The 22245-nt window shown below is 72.1% G+C and carries 12 protein-coding genes and 1 pseudogene; 10 read left to right on the forward strand and 3 right to left on the reverse strand.

The annotated features are described in order from the left end of the window. Window positions 1-36: 36 nt before the first annotated feature. The 3 genes from AC1HIL_RS32680 to AC1HIL_RS32690 form a co-directional block, all read right to left on the reverse strand. A complete protein-coding gene (locus AC1HIL_RS32680) occupies window positions 37-654 on the reverse strand; it encodes a LexA family protein (protein WP_479669159.1) in 618 nt (205 codons plus the stop codon). Window positions 655-807: 153 nt separating this feature from the next. After that, entirely contained in the window at window positions 808-1581 is a 774-nt protein-coding gene (locus AC1HIL_RS32685; protein ID WP_479669158.1) for a TIGR04325 family methyltransferase, read from the reverse strand. 492 nt (window positions 1582-2073) lie between these two features. Next, window positions 2074-2949, reverse strand: coding sequence for a hypothetical protein (locus AC1HIL_RS32690; protein ID WP_479672824.1), 876 nt, complete (start codon window positions 2947-2949; stop codon window positions 2074-2076). On the opposite strand from AC1HIL_RS32690, the pseudogene AC1HIL_RS32695 reads away from it, so the two are divergent. The 10 genes and pseudogenes from AC1HIL_RS32695 to AC1HIL_RS32740 all read left to right on the forward strand — a co-directional run. Continuing rightward, window positions 2872-3327: pseudogene (locus tag AC1HIL_RS32695) on the forward strand (AMP-binding protein); the annotation flags it as partial. The gene AC1HIL_RS32690 and the pseudogene AC1HIL_RS32695 sit on opposite strands and share 78 nt — an antisense overlap. Before the next feature lie 94 nt (window positions 3328-3421). Next, on the forward strand, window positions 3422-9370 hold the full coding sequence (locus AC1HIL_RS32700; protein ID WP_479672799.1) for an aminotransferase class III-fold pyridoxal phosphate-dependent enzyme: 5949 nt from the start codon (window positions 3422-3424) through the stop codon (window positions 9368-9370). Next, window positions 9367-14376 (forward strand): amino acid adenylation domain-containing protein, encoded by a 5010-nt coding sequence (locus AC1HIL_RS32705; RefSeq protein WP_479669156.1) that lies wholly within the window; start codon window positions 9367-9369, stop codon window positions 14374-14376. The genes AC1HIL_RS32700 and AC1HIL_RS32705 overlap by 4 nt, the downstream gene beginning before the upstream one ends. A gap of 61 nt (window positions 14377-14437) precedes the next feature. After that, window positions 14438-15223, forward strand: a complete 786-nt coding sequence (locus AC1HIL_RS32710) for a 4'-phosphopantetheinyl transferase family protein (protein ID WP_479669155.1) — start codon at window positions 14438-14440, stop codon at window positions 15221-15223. Continuing rightward, complete coding sequence (locus AC1HIL_RS32715; RefSeq protein WP_296775749.1) at window positions 15223-16038, forward strand: serine aminopeptidase domain-containing protein; 816 nt, start codon at window positions 15223-15225, stop codon at window positions 16036-16038. Before AC1HIL_RS32710 ends, AC1HIL_RS32715 begins: the two co-directional genes overlap by 1 nt. Continuing rightward, window positions 16031-16975 carry an alpha/beta hydrolase family protein gene (locus AC1HIL_RS32720; protein WP_479669154.1) on the forward strand — a complete coding sequence of 315 codons (945 nt, stop codon included), beginning with the start codon at window positions 16031-16033 and terminating at the stop codon, window positions 16973-16975. Before AC1HIL_RS32715 ends, AC1HIL_RS32720 begins: the two co-directional genes overlap by 8 nt. A gap of 27 nt (window positions 16976-17002) precedes the next feature. Further along, entirely contained in the window at window positions 17003-18193 is a 1191-nt protein-coding gene (locus AC1HIL_RS32725; protein WP_479669153.1) for a polysaccharide biosynthesis/export family protein, read from the forward strand. 60 nt (window positions 18194-18253) lie between these two features. Continuing rightward, window positions 18254-20545 (forward strand): polysaccharide biosynthesis tyrosine autokinase, encoded by a 2292-nt coding sequence (locus AC1HIL_RS32730; RefSeq protein WP_479669152.1) that lies wholly within the window; start codon window positions 18254-18256, stop codon window positions 20543-20545. Then, on the forward strand, window positions 20542-21201 hold the full coding sequence (locus tag AC1HIL_RS32735) for a sugar transferase (RefSeq protein WP_093350076.1): 660 nt from the start codon (window positions 20542-20544) through the stop codon (window positions 21199-21201). The genes AC1HIL_RS32730 and AC1HIL_RS32735 overlap by 4 nt, the downstream gene beginning before the upstream one ends. A 51-nt stretch (window positions 21202-21252) precedes the next feature. Then, entirely contained in the window at window positions 21253-22230 is a 978-nt protein-coding gene (locus AC1HIL_RS32740) for a GDP-L-fucose synthase family protein (RefSeq protein WP_479669151.1), read from the forward strand. Window positions 22231-22245 lie beyond the last annotated feature (15 nt).

The raw sequence follows: 22245 nt of genomic DNA on the forward strand, positions 1-22245 counted from the left end.
GACCTGACGCCCCGCGCCGCTGCGCTCGCGCGGCTCTCAACGGAAGCGCTTGCTGAATTCGCGCACCACCCCGATCACCCGCGCCGCGCCGAGCGGCTTGATGGGATAGCGCGGATTGAGGGGCCGCAGGTAGAACTCGCCCCCGTCCCTGACCAGTTGCTTGAAGGTGGTCTGCGCGTGCTCGTTGAGCGCGATGACGTAGTCGCCGGGCAGCACCTCGAGGTCGGGTTCGACGACGATGATCGAGCCCTCGGGGAAAGAGTCGCCCAGTTCGCTGGCCATGCTGTCGCCATGCACGCGCAGCGCATAGGTGTGGCGCTTGACCGGGACCGTCACGGGGACGGTCTCGAAATTGCCGCGTGGCTTGAAGTTGTCGATGACCGTGTAGTTGCCCGCCTCGACCTCGGACACCAGCGGTACCTCAGCGCGCATGACCGTGCCCTGGCTGATGTTCGGGCCGCCCGAGAGCAGCTCGCCGACGGAGATGCCGAGCAGTTCGGCAACGCGCGGCTGGTTGGCGCGCTTGGGTGCGGTGCCTCCGGCTTTTTCCCATTGCTGGACTGCACCCCGACTCACACCGACGGCGTCAGCAAACTGCTGCTCGCTCATCCCGAGCCGTCGGCGCCCTTCGCGGATCAGTCTATGAATGCTCATAGTCTAGAGGCTAGGTCCTCCGATGGATGGAAAATAAATCATAGCTAGACGTTCTGGCTAGCTTCACTCTCCCATCCATGGGGAACGAACCTCCGCCGCAACGCCTGCGCCAGGCATGCAGGCGGGACGCGCGCGGCGCGGGCGGGTGCCGGATCAGCCGGCCAGATCGAAGCAGCAGCCCGCGTAATAGGCCTTGTCGCCGCCATCCACGAACGGGACCTCGATCGGCTTGCCTTCGTTGCGCCAGCCATCGCGGCGACGGTAGCCGGCCTGCTTGAGCTGTGCCATCAGGTCGTCGTGATGCTCGATGCGATAGGGGCAGACCGCGAAGCCGATGCTGTTGAGCGTGTAGAGGGTGCGATCGGGATGCAGCGCCGTGGTGTTCAGCACGATGCGCCGGGGCTTCACCGCGAGCGCGGCCAGGATCTCCGACAGCCGTTGCGGCAGGTATTGCAGGCTGCCCGAGGCATACAGCACGTCGCAGCCGCTGGCGTCGGCCAGCGCCGTGGTGAAGCCCAGCTGGGCCGCCGCGTCGCGCTGCAGCGCCAGTGCCTCGCCGGCGCGCACCACGCCTGGCACGTCGCACACGGTCCAGCGCAGGCCATCGGGATAGGGCAGCACGCGGCGGAACGCGTAGTACTTGATCCCCACGTGGCCGCCGAGGTCGAAGATCCGCGTCATGCCGTCCTCGAGCGAGCGCCCGAGCCAGAACAGCGCCGGGTAGTCGTAGAAGTAGATCTGGTGGCTGTAGAGCTGCGTGGCCGCCTGCGCGTTGTCGTAGCCCACCGCCTTGGAGGGCGGCGCGCCCGCTTCGGCCGCGGCGAAGCTCTCGAACGAGCCCATGAAGAGGTTGTCGTCCTGGTTGTCGAGGAACTTGCGCCGATAGGCATTCGCGCGGGGCAGCCGCGCCAGCAGGTTCGAGAGCATTGCAGGCCCCTTTCGAAAGAATTGATTTTTCGCGTCGAGGCCGATGCTGCTTGCGATTTCCGGAAATTACAAATCCCCGGCCGATTTTTCGATTCTGCTTACGAGTCGGATGAATTAATAACGCCAGCGCCGCGGATCGCGCAATTGAAATCGCGCCGAGCCGAATTGAAGAGCCGATCCTCCCTTTTCCCGCCAGCCCTGAGAGCCACCATTCCAGCCCGCTCGCACTCGCTGCGATGCTTCGAGAAAACGCGGATTTCTCCAGGGGAACCACCCTTGGAACGGGCCCGGCATACCCATCGCGAGAGCCTCTGCCAGGCTTTTCCGGCCGAAAAGCCAAATGGCTACCTCGTTTAATCGAAATTCGGTAGTTCCCATCTGAAATAAGCAAGTCCAAACGTAATTGGCCTTCCAAATAGGGCCCACGCACATCTTCAAACCTCCTACTATTTCGACACAAATTCATAACAAACAACCTCTTGCGTCGTCGAATCAATAGCCGTTCGAAGCTGTTTTTTCGCTGTCTTTTGCAATTTCGAATCGGACGGTGATATGGACATTCAGACGATGTTTCCGGAGCTCCCGGAAAGCCGGAGCCTCGCATGGGAGGACCTGTTCGCGTCGCGCTCCGGGCGCGGCGCCGGTCCGAGGCTGGCGGCCACCCTGCCCTTGCCGATTGACGCGGCGCGGCATTCGGCCAGCGCCCACCGATTCCCCGACGCACCGTGGGCCGCGGCCTGGGTGCTGCTGCAATCGCGCTGGCTGGGCCAGCCCGCACCGGTCCTGCAAGAGGCCGCGAGCGCCGACGATGCATTCGCCTCGTCCTTCGCCTGGGATGCGGCGCCGACCGCCGGCGAGTGGATCGCCGCCATCGACCGCCAGCGCGGCGAGGCAAGCGCCACGCCGCTGCCCGCCGAACTGCCCGCCGTGCTGTGGCTGCGCGATGCCGTCAATGCCATCGACGCCGCCGCGGCGCCCGCGCCGATCCGGCTGCGCTTCAGCGCCCAGCCCCCCTGCCTGCATGCCGACGCCGCCGCCGGCTGGCTCGATGCCATCTCGCTGCAGCAACTGCTCGCGGCAGTGGCCGACACGGCGGCCGACCTCCTGTCGCGCCCCGACGCACCGATCGCCGAGATTCGAGGCCTGCCGCAGGCCGACCGCGAACGGCAGCTCGCCGAGTGGAACCGCCCCGTGGCACCGCTGGACCGCGCGCTGACCGTGACGGGCCGCTTCCGCGCCCAGGCCGCCGCCGTGCCCGACGCCATCGCGCTGGTCCAGGGCCAGGCGCGCATGAGCTACCGCGAACTCGACCGGCGCTCCGAAGCACTCGCGCAGTGCCTGCAGCAGCGCGGCGTGCAGGCTGGCCACACAGTCGCTCTCGTGCTCGAGCGCTCGATCGACGCGGTGGTGGCGCAACTGGCGATCCTCAAGGCCGGCGCGGCCTACCTGCCGATCCCGACCGAGCAACCGCGCGAGCGCATCGCCGCGATGCTGGCGCAGGCCGGTGCGCGGCTCGCGATCACGACCGAGGCGTTCGACGCGCTGCTGCCCTCATCGACCCCGGTGATGCGTGTCGACGCGCGCGCCGATGACGGCCCACGCGGCAGCTGGCATGAGCCGGACGTCGACGGCGAATCGCTGGCCTACCTCATGTACACCTCGGGCTCCACCGGCACGCCCAAGGGCATAGCGATCTGCCATCGCGCGATCCTGCGCCTGGTCGTGGGCTCGGACTTCGCCGCCTTCGGCCATGGCCTGTCCATGCTGCATGCCGCGCCGCTGGGCTTCGACGCGGCCACGCTCGAGATTCTGGGGGCCGCTGCTCAATGGCGGCTGCTGCGTGGTCCACGACGAACGGCTGCCCACCGGCGCGGGGCTCGCGCGCACCATCGCCCGGCACGGCGTGCACACGGCCTGGCTCACGGCCGCGCTCTTCAATGCGGTGGTCGACGACGATCCCGCCCACCTCGCGGGCCTGCGCCACCTGATCACCGGCGGCGAAGCGCTGTCGCTACCGCATGTGCGGCGCGCGCTCGCTGCGCTGCCGGGGCTGGTGCTCAGCAACGGTTACGGCCCGACCGAGTGCACCACCTTCGCGGCGACCCACCGCATTCCCGCCGTGCTGCCCGACACGCTGCGCTCGGTGCCGCTCGGGCGGCCGATCCAGGACACGGTGCTGCGCGTGCTGAGCCCTTCGCTCGCGCTGCTGCCGGCGGGCCTGGTGGGCGAGCTCTGCATCGGTGGCCATGGCCTGGCACGCGGCTACCTGGGCCAGCCCGCGCTGAGCGCGCAGCGCTTCGTCACCGACCCCTTCGGCGCGGCCGGCGACCGCCTCTACCGCAGCGGCGACCTGGCGCGCTGGCTGCCCGACGGCACGATCGAGTTCGTCGGCCGCCGCGACGGGCAGGTCAAGATCCATGGCCACCGGGTCGAGCTCGGCGAGATCGAGACCGCCCTGCTCGCGCATCCGGCCATCCAGTCCTGCGCGGTCGCCGCGCGGCCCGATGCGGGCGGCGCGCTGCGCCTGGTCGCTTACCTGGTCGCGCGTGCGCAGCCGCTGCCCTGGGAGGCGCTGCGCGCCCACCTCGCGGCCCGGCTGCCCGCCGCGCTGCTGCCTTCGGCGCAGCTGTGGCTGCCCCGGCTGCCGCTCACGCCCAACGGCAAGCTCGACCGCCAGGCCCTGCCCGAGCCGGCCGGTGAGCGCCCCGCGCTCGCGCAGGCCTACGAGGCGCCGCGCGATGCCGCCGAGCAGGCGGTGTGCGAGGCCTTCGCGCACGCACTGCAGCTCGCCGAGGTCGGCCGGCACGACAACTTCTTCGACCTGGGCGGCGACTCGATGCGCGTGCTGCAGGTGCTGGCCGTGCTCCAGCGCGACCGACGCGACCAGCGCGTGCCGCTGTCGACCAACCTGTTCTTCAGCCATCCCACACCCGCGGCGATCGCGACCCGGCTGCGCCCGGGCGGCAAGGCGAAAGCCCGCGCCGCCATCGAAGCGCCGCACGAACGTGCCGTAGCCGCCGACGCCGATGTCGATGCCATCGCCCTCATCGGCACCGCCGGCCGCTTTCCGGGCGCGGCCGATGTCGAGCAGTTCTGGGACAACCTCGTGGCCGGCCGCGACAGCATCAGCTTCTTCGACGACGCCACGCTCGACGCCGGCGTGAGCGATGCATTGCGCCGCGACCCGGCCTATGTGCGGGCGCGCGGCGTGATCGACGGCATCGAGGACTTCGACGCAGCCTTCTTCGGCATCGCGCCCAAGGAAGCCGCGCTGATGGACCCGCAGCAGCGCGTGTTCCTCGAGATCTGCTGGGAATGCCTGGAGCGCGCGGGCTACGTGCCCGATGCCGCGCCGGGCCCGGTCGGCGTGTATGCCGGCATGTACAACGCCAGCTACGCGCAGCGCCACCTGAGCACCCGGCCCGACCTGGTCGAGGCGGTCGGCGAGTTCCAGACGATGCTGGCCAACGAGAAGGACTACATCGCCACCCGCGTCGCGCACCGGCTCAACCTCACCGGGCCGGCGGTCAGCGTGCACACCGCCTGCTCGACCTCGCTGGTCGCGGTGGCCCAGGCCTTCCATGCGCTGCGCAGCGGCCAGTGCTACATGGCGCTGGCCGGCGGCGCCGCAGTCACCTGCCCGCCGCGCAGCGGCTACCTCTACAACGAGGGCGCGATGCTCTCGCCCGACGGCCACACGCGCAGCTTCGACGCGAAGGCGCAGGGCACGGTCTTCAGCGACGGCGCGGCCGTGGTGCTGCTCAAGCGGCTGGCCGACGCGCAGGCCGACGGCGACACCATCCATGCCGTGCTGCGCAGCGCCTGCGTCAACAACGACGGCGGCGCGAAGGCCAGCTTCACCGCGCCCAGCGTCGACGGGCAGGCCGCGGTGATCCGCGCGGCGCTGGCCGCGGCCCGGGTCGATGCGCGCAGCATCTCCTTCGTCGAGGCGCATGGCACCGCCACGCCGATGGGCGACCCGATCGAGGTCGAGGCGCTGGCCAGTGCCTTCGCCGAGCACACCGATGCGCTGGACTTCTGCACGCTGGGCTCGCTCAAGAGCAACGTCGGCCACATGGTCACGGCCGCCGGCGCGGCCGGACTGATCAAGACGGCGCTGGCGCTGCAGCACGAATGCATACCGCCAACCGCGCATTTCACCGAACCGCATCCCGCGATCGGCTTCGAGCGCACGCCCTTTCGCGTCAACCCGGATCCGAAGCCCTGGCCACGCGGCGCGCAGCCTCGCCGCGCCGGCGTGAGCTCCTTCGGCGTCGGCGGCACCAATGCCCACGTCATCGTCGAGGAGGCGCCCGCGCGCGCGCCCTCGGCGCCCGACGAGGGCATGCACGTGCTGCCGCTGGCCGCGCGTTCCGAGGCCGCGCTGGCGATGGCGACCGAGCGGCTCGCGGCGCACCTCGAGACGCATCCCGAGGATTCGCTGGCCGACGTGGCCCACACGCTCGCGGTCGGCCGCAAGGCGCATGCATTCCGCCGCGCGGTAGTGGCGTCCCGCGCGGACGACGCGGTGGCCGCGCTGCGCGACCCCGGCTCGCCATGGCGCGCGAATGGCAGCGTGGGCGCGCGAGTGCCGCAACTGGTGCTGATGTTCCCGGGCCAGGGCGCCCAGTACGCCGGCATGGGCCGGGCGCTGCACGCGGGCGACCCGGTGTTCGCGGCCGCCTTCGACGACGCCCTCGCGGCCTTCGCGGGCGAACTGGACGTCGACCTGCGCGAGCGCATGTTCTCGAGCGATCCGCAGGCCCTGCTGCCGACCTCCGTCGCGCAGCCGGCCCTGTTCACGCTCGAATATGCGCTGGCGCGCCGCCTGCTCTCGCTCGGCGCCCGGCCGCAGTTGCTGATCGGCCACAGCGTCGGCGAGTTCGTGGCGGCCGTGCTGGCCGGCGTGATGCGGCTCGAGGATGCGGCCCGCCTGGTCGCGCGCCGTGGCGCGCTGATGCAGGCGCAGCCGGCGGGCGCGATGCTGTCGGTGCGCCTCGGCGCGGCCGAGCTGCTCGCGCGGCTCGATCCCTCGCTGTCGCTCGCGGCGGACAACGGCCCCACGGCCTGCGTGGCGGCGGGGCCGTCGGAGGCCATCGCCGCCCTGCAGGCCTCGCTGCAGCAGGAGGACATTGCGAGCCGCGCGCTGCAGACCTCGCACGCCTTCCATTCCTCGATGATGGACGAGGTGGTCGCGCCCTTCGAGGCGCTGGTGCGGCAGATGGTGCTGCGCGCGCCGCGGATTCCCATCGTCTCGACGCTCACCGGCCAGCCGCTCAGTGAAGTGGAAGCCACCAGCGCCGCCTACTGGGCCCAGCATGTGCGCGGCACGGTGCGTTTCTCGCCCGCGCTGCGCGACACCCTCGCGCGGCTGTCGCAGCCGCTGTTCGTCGAGACCGGGCCGCGCAACACGCTGGCCACGCTCGCGCGCCAGCACGCGGGCACGGCGGTGTCGCTGCTGCATGGCGATCCGGCCGACGAGGTGGCGCTGCTGCGGCTGGCCTGCGCGCGGCTGTGGACCCGCGGCGCCGAGATCGAGCTCGCGCGCCTGTCGACCCGAACCGATGCGCGGCGCGTGCGCTTGCCGACCACGCCGTTCGAGCGCCAGCGCTGCTGGGTCGACATCGCGCCCCCTCTTTCCGCTTCCGCCTCGGCCGCCACGCCAGCCGCCGCACCCCTCGTCCCCCCGATCGCCCTGGAGTCCACCGTGACCGTTGCAACGCCCCCGCCTCTTCCCCCCGCGTCCGCGTCCACCCTGGACGCCCGCCTGCGCGCGCTGTTCGAGGACATCTGCGGCCTCGACATGGCGCAGGCCGACGGGCATGCGCCGTTCGCCGAACTCGGGCTCGATTCCTTGACGCTGACGCAGGCCGCGACGCAGATTCGCAAGCACTTCAAGGTCGAGCTGAGCTTCAGGCAACTGATGGAGAAGCACCGCAGCTTCGACGCGCTGGCCGCCTTCCTGCGCCAGAGCCTGCAGGACGAGGTGCCGAGCGCCGCCGCGATGCCTGTCATGCCCGCGATGGCGGTCCCGCGGCTCGATGAAAACGCGGGCGCATTCCAGTTGCCACAACTGATTGCGCAGCAAATGGAAATCATGCGCCAGCAACTCGCGCTGATGTCCGGCGCCGCCTCGATCGCGCCTGCTCCCGCCGTAGTCCCGCAGCCCACCGCCGAGGCGGTCCCGGCCGCGAGCCCGCCGCAGCGCTACGACGTGGCCAAGGCCTTCGGCGCCATCGCGCGCATCCACACCCAGCGCACGGCCGAACCCAGCGCGCGGCAGCAGGCGCGGCTCGCGGCTTTCGTGCGCCGCTATGTCGAGCGCACGCGCCGCAGCAAGCAGTTCACCGAGGACAACCGCCCGCATATGGCCGATCCGCGCGTGGTCAACGGCTTCCGGCCGCTGACCAAGGAGATCGTCTACCAGATCGTGGTCGAGCGCTCCAAGGGCTCGAAGCTCTGGGACATCGACGGCAACGAGTACGTCGACGCGCTCAACGGCTTCGGCATGAACATGTTCGGCTGGCAGCCCGACTTCGTGCAGGAGGCGGTGCGCCGGCAGCTCGACGCCGGCTACGAGATCGGCCCGCAGCACCCGCTGGCGGCCGACGTCGCAGGCCTGGTCTGCGAGCTCACCGGCAGCGACCGCGCCGGCCTCTGCAACACCGGCTCCGAAGCGGTGATGGCGGCGCTGCGCATCGCGCGCACCGTCACCGGCCGCAGCACGGTGGTGGTGTTCACCGGCTCCTACCACGGCACCTTCGACGAGGTGCTGGTGCGCGCGGGCCGCAACGCCAAGGGCCTGTCCGCCGCGCCCGGCGTGATGAGCGGCATGTTCGGCGACATCCGCGTGCTCGACTACGGCACGCCCGAGGCGCTGGCCTTCATCCGCGAGCACGCCGGCGACCTGGCGGCCGTGCTGGTCGAGCCGGTGCAGAGCCGGCGGCCCGACTTCCAGCCGCGCGAGTTCCTGCACGCGCTGCGCGCCATCACCGAGCAGCAGGGCTGCTGCCTGGTCTTCGACGAGGTCATCACCGGCTTTCGCGTCGCGCTCGGCGGCGCGCAGGCGCTGTTCGGCGTGCGCGCCGACCTCGCCACCTACGGCAAGGTCATCGGCGGCGGCTTTCCGATCGGCGTGGTCGCGGGCCGGCGCGCCTACATGGACGCGCTCGACGGCGGCGCCTGGCAGTACGGCGACGACTCCATCCCGGGCGTCGGCGTCACCTACTTCGCGGGCACCTTCGTGCGCCATCCGCTCGCGCTGGCCGCGGCCAAGGCCGCGCTCACGCACCTGAAGGAAGCCGGCGCGGCGCTGCAGGAGGGCCTGAACCAGCGCACCGGCGCCATGGCCGACGAACTGAGCGCCTGGTGCCTGGAGGTCGGCGCGCCGATCGCCATACGGCACTGCGGATCGCTGTGGCGCGTGCACTGGCTCGAGGAACATCCGCTGCAGGACCTGCTGTTCGCCATGATGCGCAGCCGCGGCATCCACATCCTCGACAACTTCCCCTGCTTCCTGACCAGCGCCCACGGCGCACAGGACATCGCGGCCATCCAGGCGGCGTTCAAGGCCTCGGTGGCCGAGTTGCAGGAGTCAGACTTCCTGCCGCGCCGCGCGCCCAGTCCCTTGAGCTTCGACGTGCGCAGGAACGCGCAGGACGGCTCGGTGCTCGCCCGCGACGTCGACGGCCAGCCCTTCTGGTACGTGCCGGCCGTCGACGGCGGCGCGGTGCCCGCGGTGGCGGACCAGTCCCCGGCCGGTGGCGCGAACGCCAAGGCGGTCGCATGAACGCCGTGCTTCGCTCTACCCCCGATGCCATCGACACCGCGCCGGCCCGCGGCAGCGTCGAGTGCGTGATTCCCACCACCGAATCGCAGCGCGAGGTCTGGCTCGGCGCCATGCTGAGCGCCGAGGCCTCGCTGGCCTACAACGAATCGGTGCTGCTGCGGCTGCGCGGCACGCTCGATGGCCCGGCGCTGTCGCGCGCGCTGGCGCGGCTGGTGCAGCGCCACCAGTCGCTGCGCGCCACCCTCTCACCCGACGGCCGCAGCATGCTGGTCGGCGGCGGCGACGCGCCGGCCCTCGAGCTGCGCGACCTGCGCACGCTCGATGCGACGGGCCGCGCGCAGGCGCTCGACGCCGCGCACCGAGACGCGGTGTGCACCCCGTTCCCGCTCGAGCACGGTCCGTTGTTCCGGGCTGCGCTGTACCGGCTCGGCGATGCCGAGCATGAACTCGTGATGTCGGCGCACCACGTGGTGTGCGACGGCTGGTCGTGGGCCGTCATCGCCGAGCAGCTCGGCCATCTCTATGCCGACGAGATCGGCGAAGGCCTGCCGCTGCGCGCCGCGCCGAGCTACGCGGCCTTCGCGGCCGAGGAAGCCGCCGAGGCGGCCGGGCCCGCCATGCAGGCGCATGTGGACCATTGGCTCGCGCGTTTCGCCGGTACCCTGCCGGTGCTCGAGCTGCCGACCGACCGGCCGCGCCCGGCGGTGCGCGGCTTCGATTCGCAACGCATCGAGCGCGGGCTCGATCGCGCGCTGGTGAGCGCGATGCGCGGCGCGAGCGCGAAGTCCGGCACCAGCCTGTTCGCGGGGCTGCTGGCCGCCTTCGCCGCCACGCTGCACCGCCTGAGCGGGCAGGACGACATCGTGATCGGCATTCCCGCCTCGGGGCAACTCTCGCGCGACATGCCGGGGCTGGTCGGCCACTGCGTGAACCTGCTGCCGCTGCGTCTCGCGGTGGGCGGGCAACTGCGCTTCGACGCGCTGATGGGCGAATGCGGCACGGCCGTGCTCGATGCCTTCGAGCACCAGTCGCTGACCTATGGCGCGCTGCTCGGCAAGCTCTCGCTGGAGCGCGACGCGAGCCGCCAGCCACTGGTGAGCGTGATGTTCAACCTCGACCCCGACGTGGCCGGCAGCGCACAGAACTTCGCCGGCCTCGCGGTCACGCAGGACACGGTGCCGCGGCGCTACGAGAACTTCGAGCTGTTCCTCAACCTGCGGCCGGCCGAGGGCGGCCTGGTGGTCGAGGCCCAGTACAACACCGGCCTGTTCGACGAGGCCAGCGTGCGGCGCTGGCTCGACATGTTCGAGTGCCTGCTGCGCTCGGCCGTGCAGGCACCGGACCAGCCCATCGGCCGGCTGGCGCTGCTCTCGCCCGAGGCGGCGCGCGAGCTGCTCGCGCTGCAACCCGCGCCGAGCCCGCTGGCGGGCCTGCCGCTGGCGCATGCCGGCTTCGAGGCCAGCGCGCTGCTGCAGCCCGATCGCCCCGCGATCCGCGACGGCGCGCGCCGCTGCAGCTACGGCACGCTCGACGCGCAGTCGAACCGGCTCGCGCATGCGCTGCGCGAACGCGGCATGGGCCGCGGCCAGCGCGTGGGCCTGTGCCTGGAGCGCGGCATCGACATGGTCGTCGCGCTGCTGGCGGTGCTGAAGTCGGGCGCGGCCTACGTGCCGCTCGACCCGGGCTTTCCGCAGGCACGGCTCGATCACTACGCCGCGGATGCCCAGCTCGCCTTGCTGCTGACCAGCTCGGACATCGCGACCGCGCCGCGCGGCTGGCGTGCCGATGCCGCCGAGCGCGTGTTCGAGCTCGACCGCGACACCGCCTGGCAGCGCGCGCCCGCGGGCGCGCTGCCGCCCGGTGACGACGATGCCGGCCCCGAGGACGCGGCCTACGTCATCTACACCTCGGGCTCGACCGGCACGCCCAAGGGCGTGTGCGTGCCGCACCGCGCGGTGGCGAACCTGCTGCAGTCGATGCGCAAGGCGCCGGGCCTCGGCGAGGGCGACCGGCTGGCCGCGGTCACCACCTTGTCCTTCGACATCGCGGTGGCCGAGCTGCTGCTGCCGCTGGCCGCCGGCGCCGAGATCGTGATGGTCCCGCGCGAGACCGCCATGGACGGCCGCCGCCTGCGCGCGCTGCTCGAGGAGGAGGACGTCACCGTGCTGCAGGCCACGCCCGGCATGTGGCAGCTGCTGCTCGACGCGCAGTGGCCCGGCGCGCCCGGTTTGCGCGGCTGGATCGGCGGCGAGCCGGTGCGCGGGCGGCTCGCGCTCGAGCTGCTCGAGCGCTGCGCGCAGCTGTGGAACGTCTACGGCCCGACCGAGACCACCGTCTGGTCCACGGCCTGGAACATGCGACGCGACACGATCGCCGCGCACGGCGTGTCGATCGGGCAGCCGATCGACAACACCAGCGTCTGGATCCTCGATGCCGCGCTGCAGCCCTGCCCCGTCGGCGTGCCGGGCGAGCTCTGCATCGGCGGTGAGGGCCTCGCGCTCGGCTACCTCGAGCGGCCGGAACTGAGCGCGGAGCGCTTCGTCAGCGCGCGCATCCTCGGGCAGGCCACCGCCCTCTACCGCACCGGCGACCGCGGCCGCTGGCGCAACGACGGCCTGCTCGAACACCTGGGACGGCTGGACTTCCAGGTCAAGGTGCGCGGCTACCGCATCGAGCCCGGCGAGATCGAGGCGCGCTGCAACGAGGCGGCGGGCGTGTCGCGCAGCGTGGTCGTGGCGCGCGAGGACCGGCCCGGCGACGTGCGGCTGGTGGCCTACCTGGCGCTGCAGCCGGGCGCCGCGGGCGCGGCCTTCGAGCTCGGGGCGCTGATGCAGCACCTGCGCGAAAACCTGCCGGCCTTCATGCTGCCGCAGCACGTGGTCACCCTGCCCGTGCTGCCCACGTTGCCGAACGGCAAGCTCGACCGCGTCGCGCTGCCGCCGCCGGGCGCGCTGCCGCGCGCGGCGGTGCAGCGCGGTGCCGGCCCCGCCAACGAGGTCGAGCGCAAGGTGCTCGCGGCGATGGAGCAGGTGCTGAGCCTGCCGGGCATGGACATGGGCGACGACTTCTTCACCCTGGGCGGCCATTCGCTGCTGGCCGCGCGGCTGGCCACGCTGCTGAGCCGCGAGTTCGATCTGGCGCTGCCGCTGCGCACCTTGTTCGAGGCGCCGACCGCGCAGCGGCTGGCTGCCGCCATCACCGCCCTGCGCGGCGCGGGCGAAACGCGTCAGACCGCACTGCCCTGCCACTTCGAGCGCGAGCTGGCGCCGATGACGCCGTCGCAGGAACGCATCCGCTTCATGGAGGAGCTGCACCCGGGCCGCTCGGTCTACAACGCGCCCTCGGCGCAGCGGCTGCTCGGCGCCTTCGACGCCGCGCGCTTCGAGGCCGTGCTGCGCGAGATCATCCGCCGCCAGCCCGCGCTGCGCACCTGCATGGGCGTGGATCCGGCCAACGGCGCGCCGGTGCAGTCGATCGCCCGCGCGGTCGACTTCTCGCTGCCCGTGATCGACCTGCGCGAGCTGCCGGCCGACCAGCGCGAGGCCGAGCTCGCCGAGCGCATGCAGGAGCTGGCCGACCGCCCGATCGACATCCACCGCGCGCCGATGCTGCACGCCGCGCTGTTCCGCATCGACGAGGACGCGCATGTCTTCGTGTTCGTGCCGCACCACCTGGTCTGGGACGGCTGGTCCTTCGACCTGCTGCAGGCCGAGCTGGCCGCGCTCTACGACGCGGCCGAGCGTGGCCGCCCGCACGCGCTGCCCGCGCTCGCGACCACGCACGGCGACTATGCCGAGTGGCTGGCCGGCTGGATGGCCACGCCCGATTTCGAGGCGCAGCGCGCGCTGTGGCGCGAGCGCGCCGCCGCCGTGGCCGCGCCGCGCCTGCCGCGCACCGACATGCCGCGCCGCGCCGGCAGGAGCGGCCAGGGCGGTTCGCAATGGATCGCGATCGACCTGCCCGCCACCCAGCGGCTGCGCGAGACCGCGCGCGAACTCGACGTGACGCTCAGCATGTTCACTTTCGCGATCCATGCGCTCGCGATGAGCCGCACCATCGGCAGCGACACCCTCGTGGTCGCCAACCCGGTGCGCGGCCGGCAGCAGCCCGAGACCGAGAACGTGATGGGCGTCTTCAACAACATGCTGCCGGTGTCGCTGCGCATCGACCTCGGCCTGACGCTGCCCGCGTACCTGCGCTACGTGAAGCAGGAGCTGCTCGCGCTGATGGCCTGCCAGCAGGTGCCGTTCGAGCGCCTGGTGGCCGAGCCCGGCGGCCCGGCCCGGGCGGCCGGCGCCTACCAGACGATGTTCTCGTTCCAGGATGCGCGCGAACGCGGTTCCCGCATCGGCAGCCTGCGCACGCAGCAGATGCACCTGCTGCAGCGCGGCGCCACCGACGACATCGGCGTGTGGCTGCTCGACGCCCCGCACGGGCTCGAGGGCGCGCTGATCTACAACGCCGACATCTACCTGCGCGAGACCGGCGCCCGGCTGCGCGAGCGCTACCTCGAGCTGCTGCGCCGCGCGGCCGACCGCCCGCACGCGACGCTCGCGCAGCTGGCCAGCGAGGAAGGCTCGCCCAGCGCGGCCTACCTGCGCAAGCTCGCGGCCGAGCCGCCCGAAGCGTTGGCACCGCAGGCCGCCGCGGCGGCGCTGCCGCTCGCCGACGTGCTGCCGCCCGAGCATGCGCGGCTGGCGCAGATCTGGGCCGACGTGATCGGCATCGACGTCAACGAGATCCGCGCCAGCGACAACTTCTTCGACCTCGGCGGCGATTCGCTGCTGGTGCAGCGCTCGGTCGAGCGGACCGCGCTGACCCTGGGCCATCGCGTCGAGCCGCGCCGCTACCTGTTCGAGAACCTGGCGCAGCTGGCGGCCTCGCCGCCCTCCGCGGATATCACGCCGGCCGAGGCCGGGGGCCCGAAGCGCGCGCCGACCCCCGGCCGCACGCTCGGCTTGCTGGGACGCACCCTCAGCGGCTGGCTGCGCGGGGACCGGGCATGAGCGCCGCGCCGGGCCGCCCCAAGCAAGCTCGCACCGCAGTGCGAAGCACGAAGGTACTTCGATGAACGGCTCCGGCTACGCCCTTTCGATCGACGCGCCCGTGTGCCGCTACGTCGACCTCGACCTGCGGCTGGACCCGGACTGCGAACGCGAGCTGTCCGAGGAGGAGCGCGTGCGGGCCTCGCGCCTGCACTTCGGCATCGACCGCGAGCGCTTCATCGCCGCCCATGTCGCGCTGCGGCGGGCGCTGGCCGAGCAGAGCGCGCTGCGCGCCGACACGCTGTGCCTGGTCTGCGGACCGTTCGGCAAGCCGTGGATGCCCGAGCGCCCGCGCATCCGCTTCTCGCTGAGCCACAGCCATGCGCTGGCGCTGATCGCGGTCGGCACGCGCGGCCCGCTGGGCGCCGACGTGGAACACCTGCGCCCCGTGCCCGACGCGCTGACGCTGGCCGAGCGCCACTTCACGCCCCGCGAGTACGAGGCCCTGCTCGCGCTGCCGGCCGCCCGGCGCGGGCTCGCCTTCCTCACCTGCTGGACACGCAAGGAAGCCTGCCTCAAGGCCATCGGCCTGGGCCTGCGGGTGCGGCCCGACACGGTCGAGGTGGGCCTGCGGCCCGAGCTGCGCAGCGTCGAAGTCCCGCTGGGCGGCCGCATCCTGTGGCTGGTGGTGGGCCCGGCGCCCGCGCGGCCCGGCAGCGTGGCCTCGCTCGCCGAATGGCGCGCGCCCGAGACGCTGTTCGATACGCCCGAGGCGCTGTCGCAGATGCTCGCCATGCAGGCCCTGCGCGCCAACCCGGGCGCGGCCTTCGCCGGCGACCCGGTCCGTGGCGTGGAGGTGGCGCGATGATGGCCCGCCCGCTCATGTTCGGGCCGGCCTCGCGCCAGCTGTTCGGCCTGTTCCATCCCGCCGAACAGGCGCACCCGGGCGACACCGCGGTGCTGCTGTGCCCGCCCTTCGGCCAGGAAGGCCTGCGCACGCACCGCTTCTTCAAGGTGCTGGCCGAACGGCTCGCCCGCTCGCGCATCGCGACCCTGCGCTTCGACTTCCACGGCACCGGCGATTCGCCCGGCGACGAGCGTTCGGGCGAACTCGACGGCTGGCGCCGCGACCTGTGCTCGGCGCACGAGACGCTGCGCGGGCTGGCGCCCGACGCGCGCATCGTCTGGGTCGGCGCGCGCCTGGGCGCCACCCTCGCCGTGCTCGCGGCGCGCAACGGGCGCTGCGATCCGGCCCGGCTGGTGCTGTGGGAGCCGGTGATCGACGGCCCGCGCTATGCACGCATGCTGCGCGAGCGGCACGTGGAGGCGGTCGACACCAGTTTCTGCATCCCCGACCTCGGCTGGCGGCGCGGCTACCTGCGAGATGCCCAGGCCGTGCCCGAGGAGGCACTGGGCGTGTCGCTGTCGACGCAGCTGCGCGCCCAGCTCTCGGCGCTCGTACCGGCCTCGCTGCCGCTGACCGCGCTGCACGACACGCTGGTGCTCGCGCGTCCCGACGAGGCCCACACCGCCCAGTGGGCGGCCGAGCAGCAGTCGCGCCACATGCCGGTGCGCCTTGCCTACTTCCAGCACCGGCTCGACTGGACCGCCGATCCCTATCCCAACAGCGCCATGGTTCCGGCCGATGCGCTTCACCGCCTGCAAGGGGCCCTCCATGAGTGACATGACCCAAAGCCCGGTGCGCTTCGGCCACGGCGACGGCCTGCTCGGCATGCTGACCGAGCCCGTGCAATGCCAGCCGCTGCCGGTGTGCTGCCTGATGCTCAACATGGGCGCCAACCACCGCGTCGGGCCGCGGCGCATCAACGTCAAGCTGGCCCATGCGCTGGCTGCCCAAGGCATGAGCAGCCTGCGGCTGGACCTCGGCGGCATCGGCGACAGCGAGGCGCCCGGCGGCGCGAGCGCGGTGCCGCTGGCGCTGCGCGCGGTGCACGACCTGCAGGCGGCCATGGACCTGGTGGAAGCGCGGCTCGGCATCCGCCGCTTCGTGATCGTCGGCATGTGCTCGGGCGCCGAGCATGCGATGAGCGCCGGCATGGTCGATGCGCGCGTGATCGGCCTGTCGCTGTTCGACGGCTTCGCCTTTCCGCAGCGGCGCGCGCGCTGGGAACGCACGCTGCGCCGCGCGCTGGCCGCGCCCGCCCATCCCGCCTTCGCGGGCAAGGTGCGGCGCTGGATCGGGCGCGGCCTGTCGCGCTGGCTGTCGCGTTCCGGCGCGGCGCGGCCGCTGCCGGGCTTCTTCAGCGAGGAGCTGCCGCCGGTCGTCGCCGAAGCCTGGTTCCGCGCCACCATGCGGCGCCTGTGGGCGCGCCAGGTGGCGCTGCACTTCCTCTACTCGGGTTCGCTGCATGTCAGCGACCGCGGACGCGACCAGCTCGGCGCGTTCCGCGACGAACCCTTCCTGCAGGCCGCGCAGTACGACTTCCTGCGGGACCTCGATCACACGGTCTGCACGGCCCGGGGGCAGCAGCTGTTCCTCGGTGCCGTGGGCGACTGGGTGATCGCCCGCGCCCGCGGCACCGCCGCCGAGCGCCGCAGCCCCGGCACCGCCGCGGCCCCGCTCGAGCCGCCCATCGCGGGCGCGCTCGCGCCGCAGTAACCCCTCACGGAATTCCAAGGACACCCCATGACGCCCCTCGTTTCAACCGCCCCCGCCGCACAGCCGGGGCACCGCGCGCGCTTCGGCGCCGCGGCCGTGGCCGCACTGCTCGCGCTCGGCCTGGCCGGCTGCGGCATCCCGGGCTTCAGCTCGCCCGACAGCGGCACCTGGCGCAGTTCGGGCAGCGCGGGCAGCACGGGCGGTAGCGGGCCGACCGGCGCGCGCGGCGAACCGCGGATCGTGCCGATCACCCCCGCGCTGGTGCGCGAGCTGGCCGCGCGCCAGCCGACGGGGCCATCGCCCGAGGTCCGCGAGCTGTTCGGCAAGTCGCCGGCCTACACGATCGGCGCCGGCGACGTGATCGGCATCGTGGTCTACCGCCATCCGGAGCTGATGCCCAGCCAGGGCGCCGTGATCTCGCAGCAGACCGACGCCACCGGCGTGAGCGTCGCGCCGGGCTTCATCGTGGACGGCGAAGGCGAGATCAGCTTTCCCTACATCGGCCGCACCAAGGTGGAAGGCCTGACCGAGAGCGCCGCCTCCGAGATGATCGCCAGGCGCATCGCGCCCTTCGTCAAGGACCCGCTGGTCAGCGCGCGCATCCAGACCTTCCGCAGCCGCCGCGTCTACGTCGAGGGCGACGTGCGCATGCCGGGCCTGCAGATCTTCACCGACGTGCCGATGACGCTGGCCGAGGCCCTGAGCCGCGCGGGCAGCACCAACGCCAGCGCCGACCGCTCGCGCATCGTGCTCACGCGCGGCGGGCGCGCGCTGACGATCGACCTGCCGGCGCTGCAGGTCCAGGGCTACGACGCGGGCCGGATCCCGCTGCGCAGCGGCGACGTCGTGAACGTCGGCACGCGCGACGACAGCCGCGTCTACGTGATGGGCGAGATCCTGCGGCCCTCGGCCCTGCTGATGCGCAACGGCCGGCTGAGCCTCAACGAGGCGATCGGCGACGCCGGCGGTCCCGAGCTGCAGACCTCCTCGCCCGGGCAGATCTACGTGGTGCGCAACGCGAGCGGCGACGTGCCCGACGTCTACCACCTCGACGCGAAGAACCCGGTGGCGCTCGCGCTGGCCGACCGCTTCGAGCTGCGGCCGCGCGACGTGGTCTACATCGACCCGGTGCCGCTGGTGCGCTGGAACCGCGTGATCAGCCTGATCCTGCCCGCCGCCCAGGTCGTGAACCTCGGCGGCACGGCGAGCCGCCGCTGATGGCGCGCCGCTCGCCAGGCTCCCCCCGCTCCCGCCCCCGACAGACCACGAGGTGAACCCATGAATGCCCGATCGCTCATCGCGGCCCCCGCGCCCGCGGACCCGCCGGCCGATGCTCCCCTGGCGCGCTCGCGCCTGCGGGAACACATCGACCTCTTCCTCGACAACCGCTGGACGATCGCGAAGTTCGTCGCGGCCGCGCTGCTGCTGGGCGCGCTCTACACCCTGTTCGGTCCGCGCGTGTACGAGGCCAACGTGCTGCTGCAGGTGGAAGACGCCGAGCGCTCGGGCGGCACCCTGCTGGGCGAGTCGGCGAGCAGCGCGCTCAACGCCAAGACGCCGACCGCGGGCGAGGCCGAGATCCTCAAGTCGCGGCTGGTGCTGGGCCAGGCGATCGAGGACACCAAGCTCTACATCGAGGCCCGGCCGCTGTACCTGCCGCTGGTCGGCGCCTGGCTCGCGCGCGGCACCAGGGAACTGTCGCAGCCCGGCCTGCTGGGCATGGGCGGCTACGTCCATGGCGCCGAGCGCATCGTCGTCGCGCAGATGGACGTGCCGCCCGAACTCGAGGGCTCGCGCTTCCTGCTCACGGCGGGCACGCGCAGCAGCTTCACGCTGACGCATCCGAAGCTGGCCGAGCCCATCGTCGGCACGGTGGGGGCGCCGCTCGACGTGGAGACCGCGCTCGGGCCGCTGCACCTGCTGGTGGGATCGATGGCCGGCCTGCCGGGCGCGCAGTTCGAGCTGGTGCGCCAGTCGAAGCAGCTCACGCTGCTCGCGTTGCAGCGCGACCTGCGCGTGATCGAGAAGGGCAAGCAGTCCTCGGTGATGGACCTGAGCTGGCAGCACGACGACCGCATGCAGCTGGCCACCCTGCTCAACGAGGTGGCGCGGCTCTACGTGCGGCTCAACATCGACCAGAAGACCGCGCAGGCGCAGCGCGCGCTCGACTTTTTGGGCGGCGAGCTGCCCAAGCTCAAGTCGCAGCTCGAGCAATCCGAGGAAGCCTACAACCAGTACCGCAACCAGAACGGCACCATCAGCCTGGACGACGAGGCACGCAATGCGCTGACGCAGAACGTGACCCTGCAGGCCAAGCTCTTCGACGCCACCCAGAAGCGGCTCGAGCTGACCGAGCGCTTCACCGCGCGCGATCCCAGCGTGCAGACCATCGATGCGCAGATCGCCGCGCTGCGCAAGGGGCTCGGCACCGTCGAGCTCAGCATCCGGCGCATGCCGCAGCTGCAGCAGAACGCGCTGCGCATGCAGCGCGACATCAAGGTCAACACCGACCTCTACGTGGCGCTGCTCAACAGCTCGCTGCAGATGCGACTCGCGAAGGAGGGCCGCATCGGCAACGTGCGCGTGCTCGACCCGGCGCTGCAGCCCGAGAAGCCGATCCGCCCCCGGGCGGCGATCGCGATGGGCCTGGCGCTGGTGGCGGGGCTGTTCGCGGGCCTGGGCGCGGTGCTGCTGCGCCGCTCGTGGCGCGCCACGGTCGCGAGCCCGGCCGAGATCGAGGCCCACACTGGCCTCGAGGTCTACAGCACGGTGGCGCTGAGCCGGCACCAGCGCCTGCTCGACCGCGCGGCGCAGCACGGCCTGCCCGGCGTGCACGTGCTGGCGATGCAGCACCCCGAAGACCCGGCGCTCGAGGGCGTGCGCCGGCTGCGCACCGCGCTCAAGTTCGCGCTGCCGGGCGCGCGCAACAACCGCATCATGGTGTCGAGCGCCACGCCGGGCGCCGGCAAGAGCTTCGTGTCGGCCAACCTGGCGGTGGTGCTCGCCGCCGGCGGCCGGCGCGTGCTGCTGATCGACGCCGACCTGCGGCGCAGCAGCCTGGGGCCGTACTTCGGACTGGCGCCGCAGGACGGCCTGGCGGAGCTGCTGCTCGGCGAGATCGACGAACGGGCCGCGATCCACCGCGCCGTGCTGCCGCAACTCGACGTGATGGCCAGCGGCGTGCCGCCGCGCGACCCCACCGGCCTGCTGTGCGGCGATGCCTTCGCGCGGCTGCTCGATCGGCTCTCGCAGCGCTACGACACGGTGATCGTCGATGCGCCGCCCACGCTGCTGGCCTCGGAGGCGCCCGAGATGGCCGTCCACATGGGCACGCTGCTGATGGTGGCGCGCGCCGGCGACAACGAGCTCGGCGACCTGACGCAAAGCATGAAGGAGCTGCGGCATGCGGGCGCGCGCTTCCAGGGCGTGGTGCTCAACGCGCTCGATGCGCGGCAGCGCTACTACGGCAGCCATGCCTACCGCTATGGCGCCTACCGGGTGCGCGCGCACGAGTATCCGGCCCTCACGCCGCCGCTGGCCGCGCCGGGCGCAACGGGGGCGGCCGCATGAGCCTGCTGCAGACCGCGCCGGCCGCGCCTTCGCTCGAGGGGCGCGCGCTGATGGCCGCCAAGCGCGGCGTCGACATCGCCATGGCGGGCAGCTTCTTCCTGCTGTTCGGCTGGGCCTATGCGCTGGTGTGGATCGGCGTGCTGCTGAGCTCGGGCCGGCCCGCGATCTACATGCAGCCGCGCTACGGCAAGAACGGCCGCGTGTTCCGCTTCTACAAGTTCCGCTCGATGGTGGCCGACGCCGACGGGGTGCTGGCGCGCCACCTGCGCGAGGACGCGGCGGCGCGGCTGCAGTGGGCCAAGTACCAGAAGCTGGACCGCGACCCGCGCATCACGCCCTTCGGCGCGATCCTGCGCAAGTACAGCATCGACGAGCTGCCGCAGTTCTGGAACGTGCTCAAGGGCGACATGAGCATGGTCGGCCCGCGCCCCTGCATGTTCTCGCAGAAGGACCTGTACGGCGGCTACTGGGGCCACTACTGCGCGGTGCGCCCCGGCATCACCGGCCTGTGGCAGATCAGCGGCCGCAGCGAGGTGAGCTATCGGCGCCGCGCCGCCATGGACGCCGACTACGTCGCCACGCTGTCGCTGCGCCACGACGTCGCCATTCTGTTCAAGACCTTCGCCGTGGTGGCCGGCGCGCGCGGTTCGGGCTAGCGAAGCCGCCGCAGCCATCGATCCCGGATTCCGAACTTCACGAAAGAACCTATGCGTATCTACGTTGCAGGCCATCGCGGCATGGTGGGCCAATCGCTCTCGAGGCGCTTGCGCGCCATGGGCCACGAGGTCGTCACGCGCGACCGCGAGGCACTCGACCTGCTCGACCAGGAGGCGGTGCGCCGCTTCTTCGCGAGCGAACGCATCGACCAGGTCTACCTGGCCGCGGCCAAGGTCGGCGGCATCCACGCCAACATGAGCTACCCGGCCGAGTTCATCTACCAGAACCTGATGATCGCGGCCAACGTGACGCACCAGGCTTTCCTTGCGAACGTCACGCGGCTGCTGTTCCTCGGCTCGAGCTGCATCTACCCGCGCCTGGCCGACCAGCCGATCGCCGAGGAGGCGCTGCTCGGCGGCCGGCTCGAGCCGACCAACGAGCCCTACGCGATCGCCAAGATCGCCGGCATCAAGCTGTGCGAGAGCTACAACCGGCAGTACGGCGCCTCGCACGGCATCGACTACCGCAGCGTGATGCCGAGCAACCTCTACGGGCCCGGCGACAACTACCACCTCGAGAACAGCCACGTGGTGCCGGCGCTGATCCGGCGCTTCCACCTCGCCAAGTCCACCGCCGCGCCCAGCGTGCTGATCTGGGGCACGGGCCGCGCGCGCCGCGAGTTCCTCTACGTCGACGACATGGTCGACGGCTGCATCGCGGTGATGAACCTCTCGCGCGCCGTCTACGACACGCACACCGAGCCGATGCGCGCCCACATCAACCTCGGCACCGGGGACGACCTGTCGATCGCCGAGCTGGCCGATCACATCCGCGAGGTGGTCGGCTACCGCGGGCGGATCCAGTTCGACACCTCGCAGCCCGACGGCGCGCCGCGCAAGCTGCTCGAGGTGTCGCGCGCCGCCAGCATCGGCTGGCACGCCACGATGCCGCTGACCGACGGGCTGCGGCGCACCTATGCCGACTACAGCCGCGCGGTGCGGCCGGTCGAGACCATGGCACCGGCCTGAGCGCCGCCGCCCGCG

The sequence above is a fragment of the Variovorax sp. ISS6 genome, assembly GCF_056523145.1.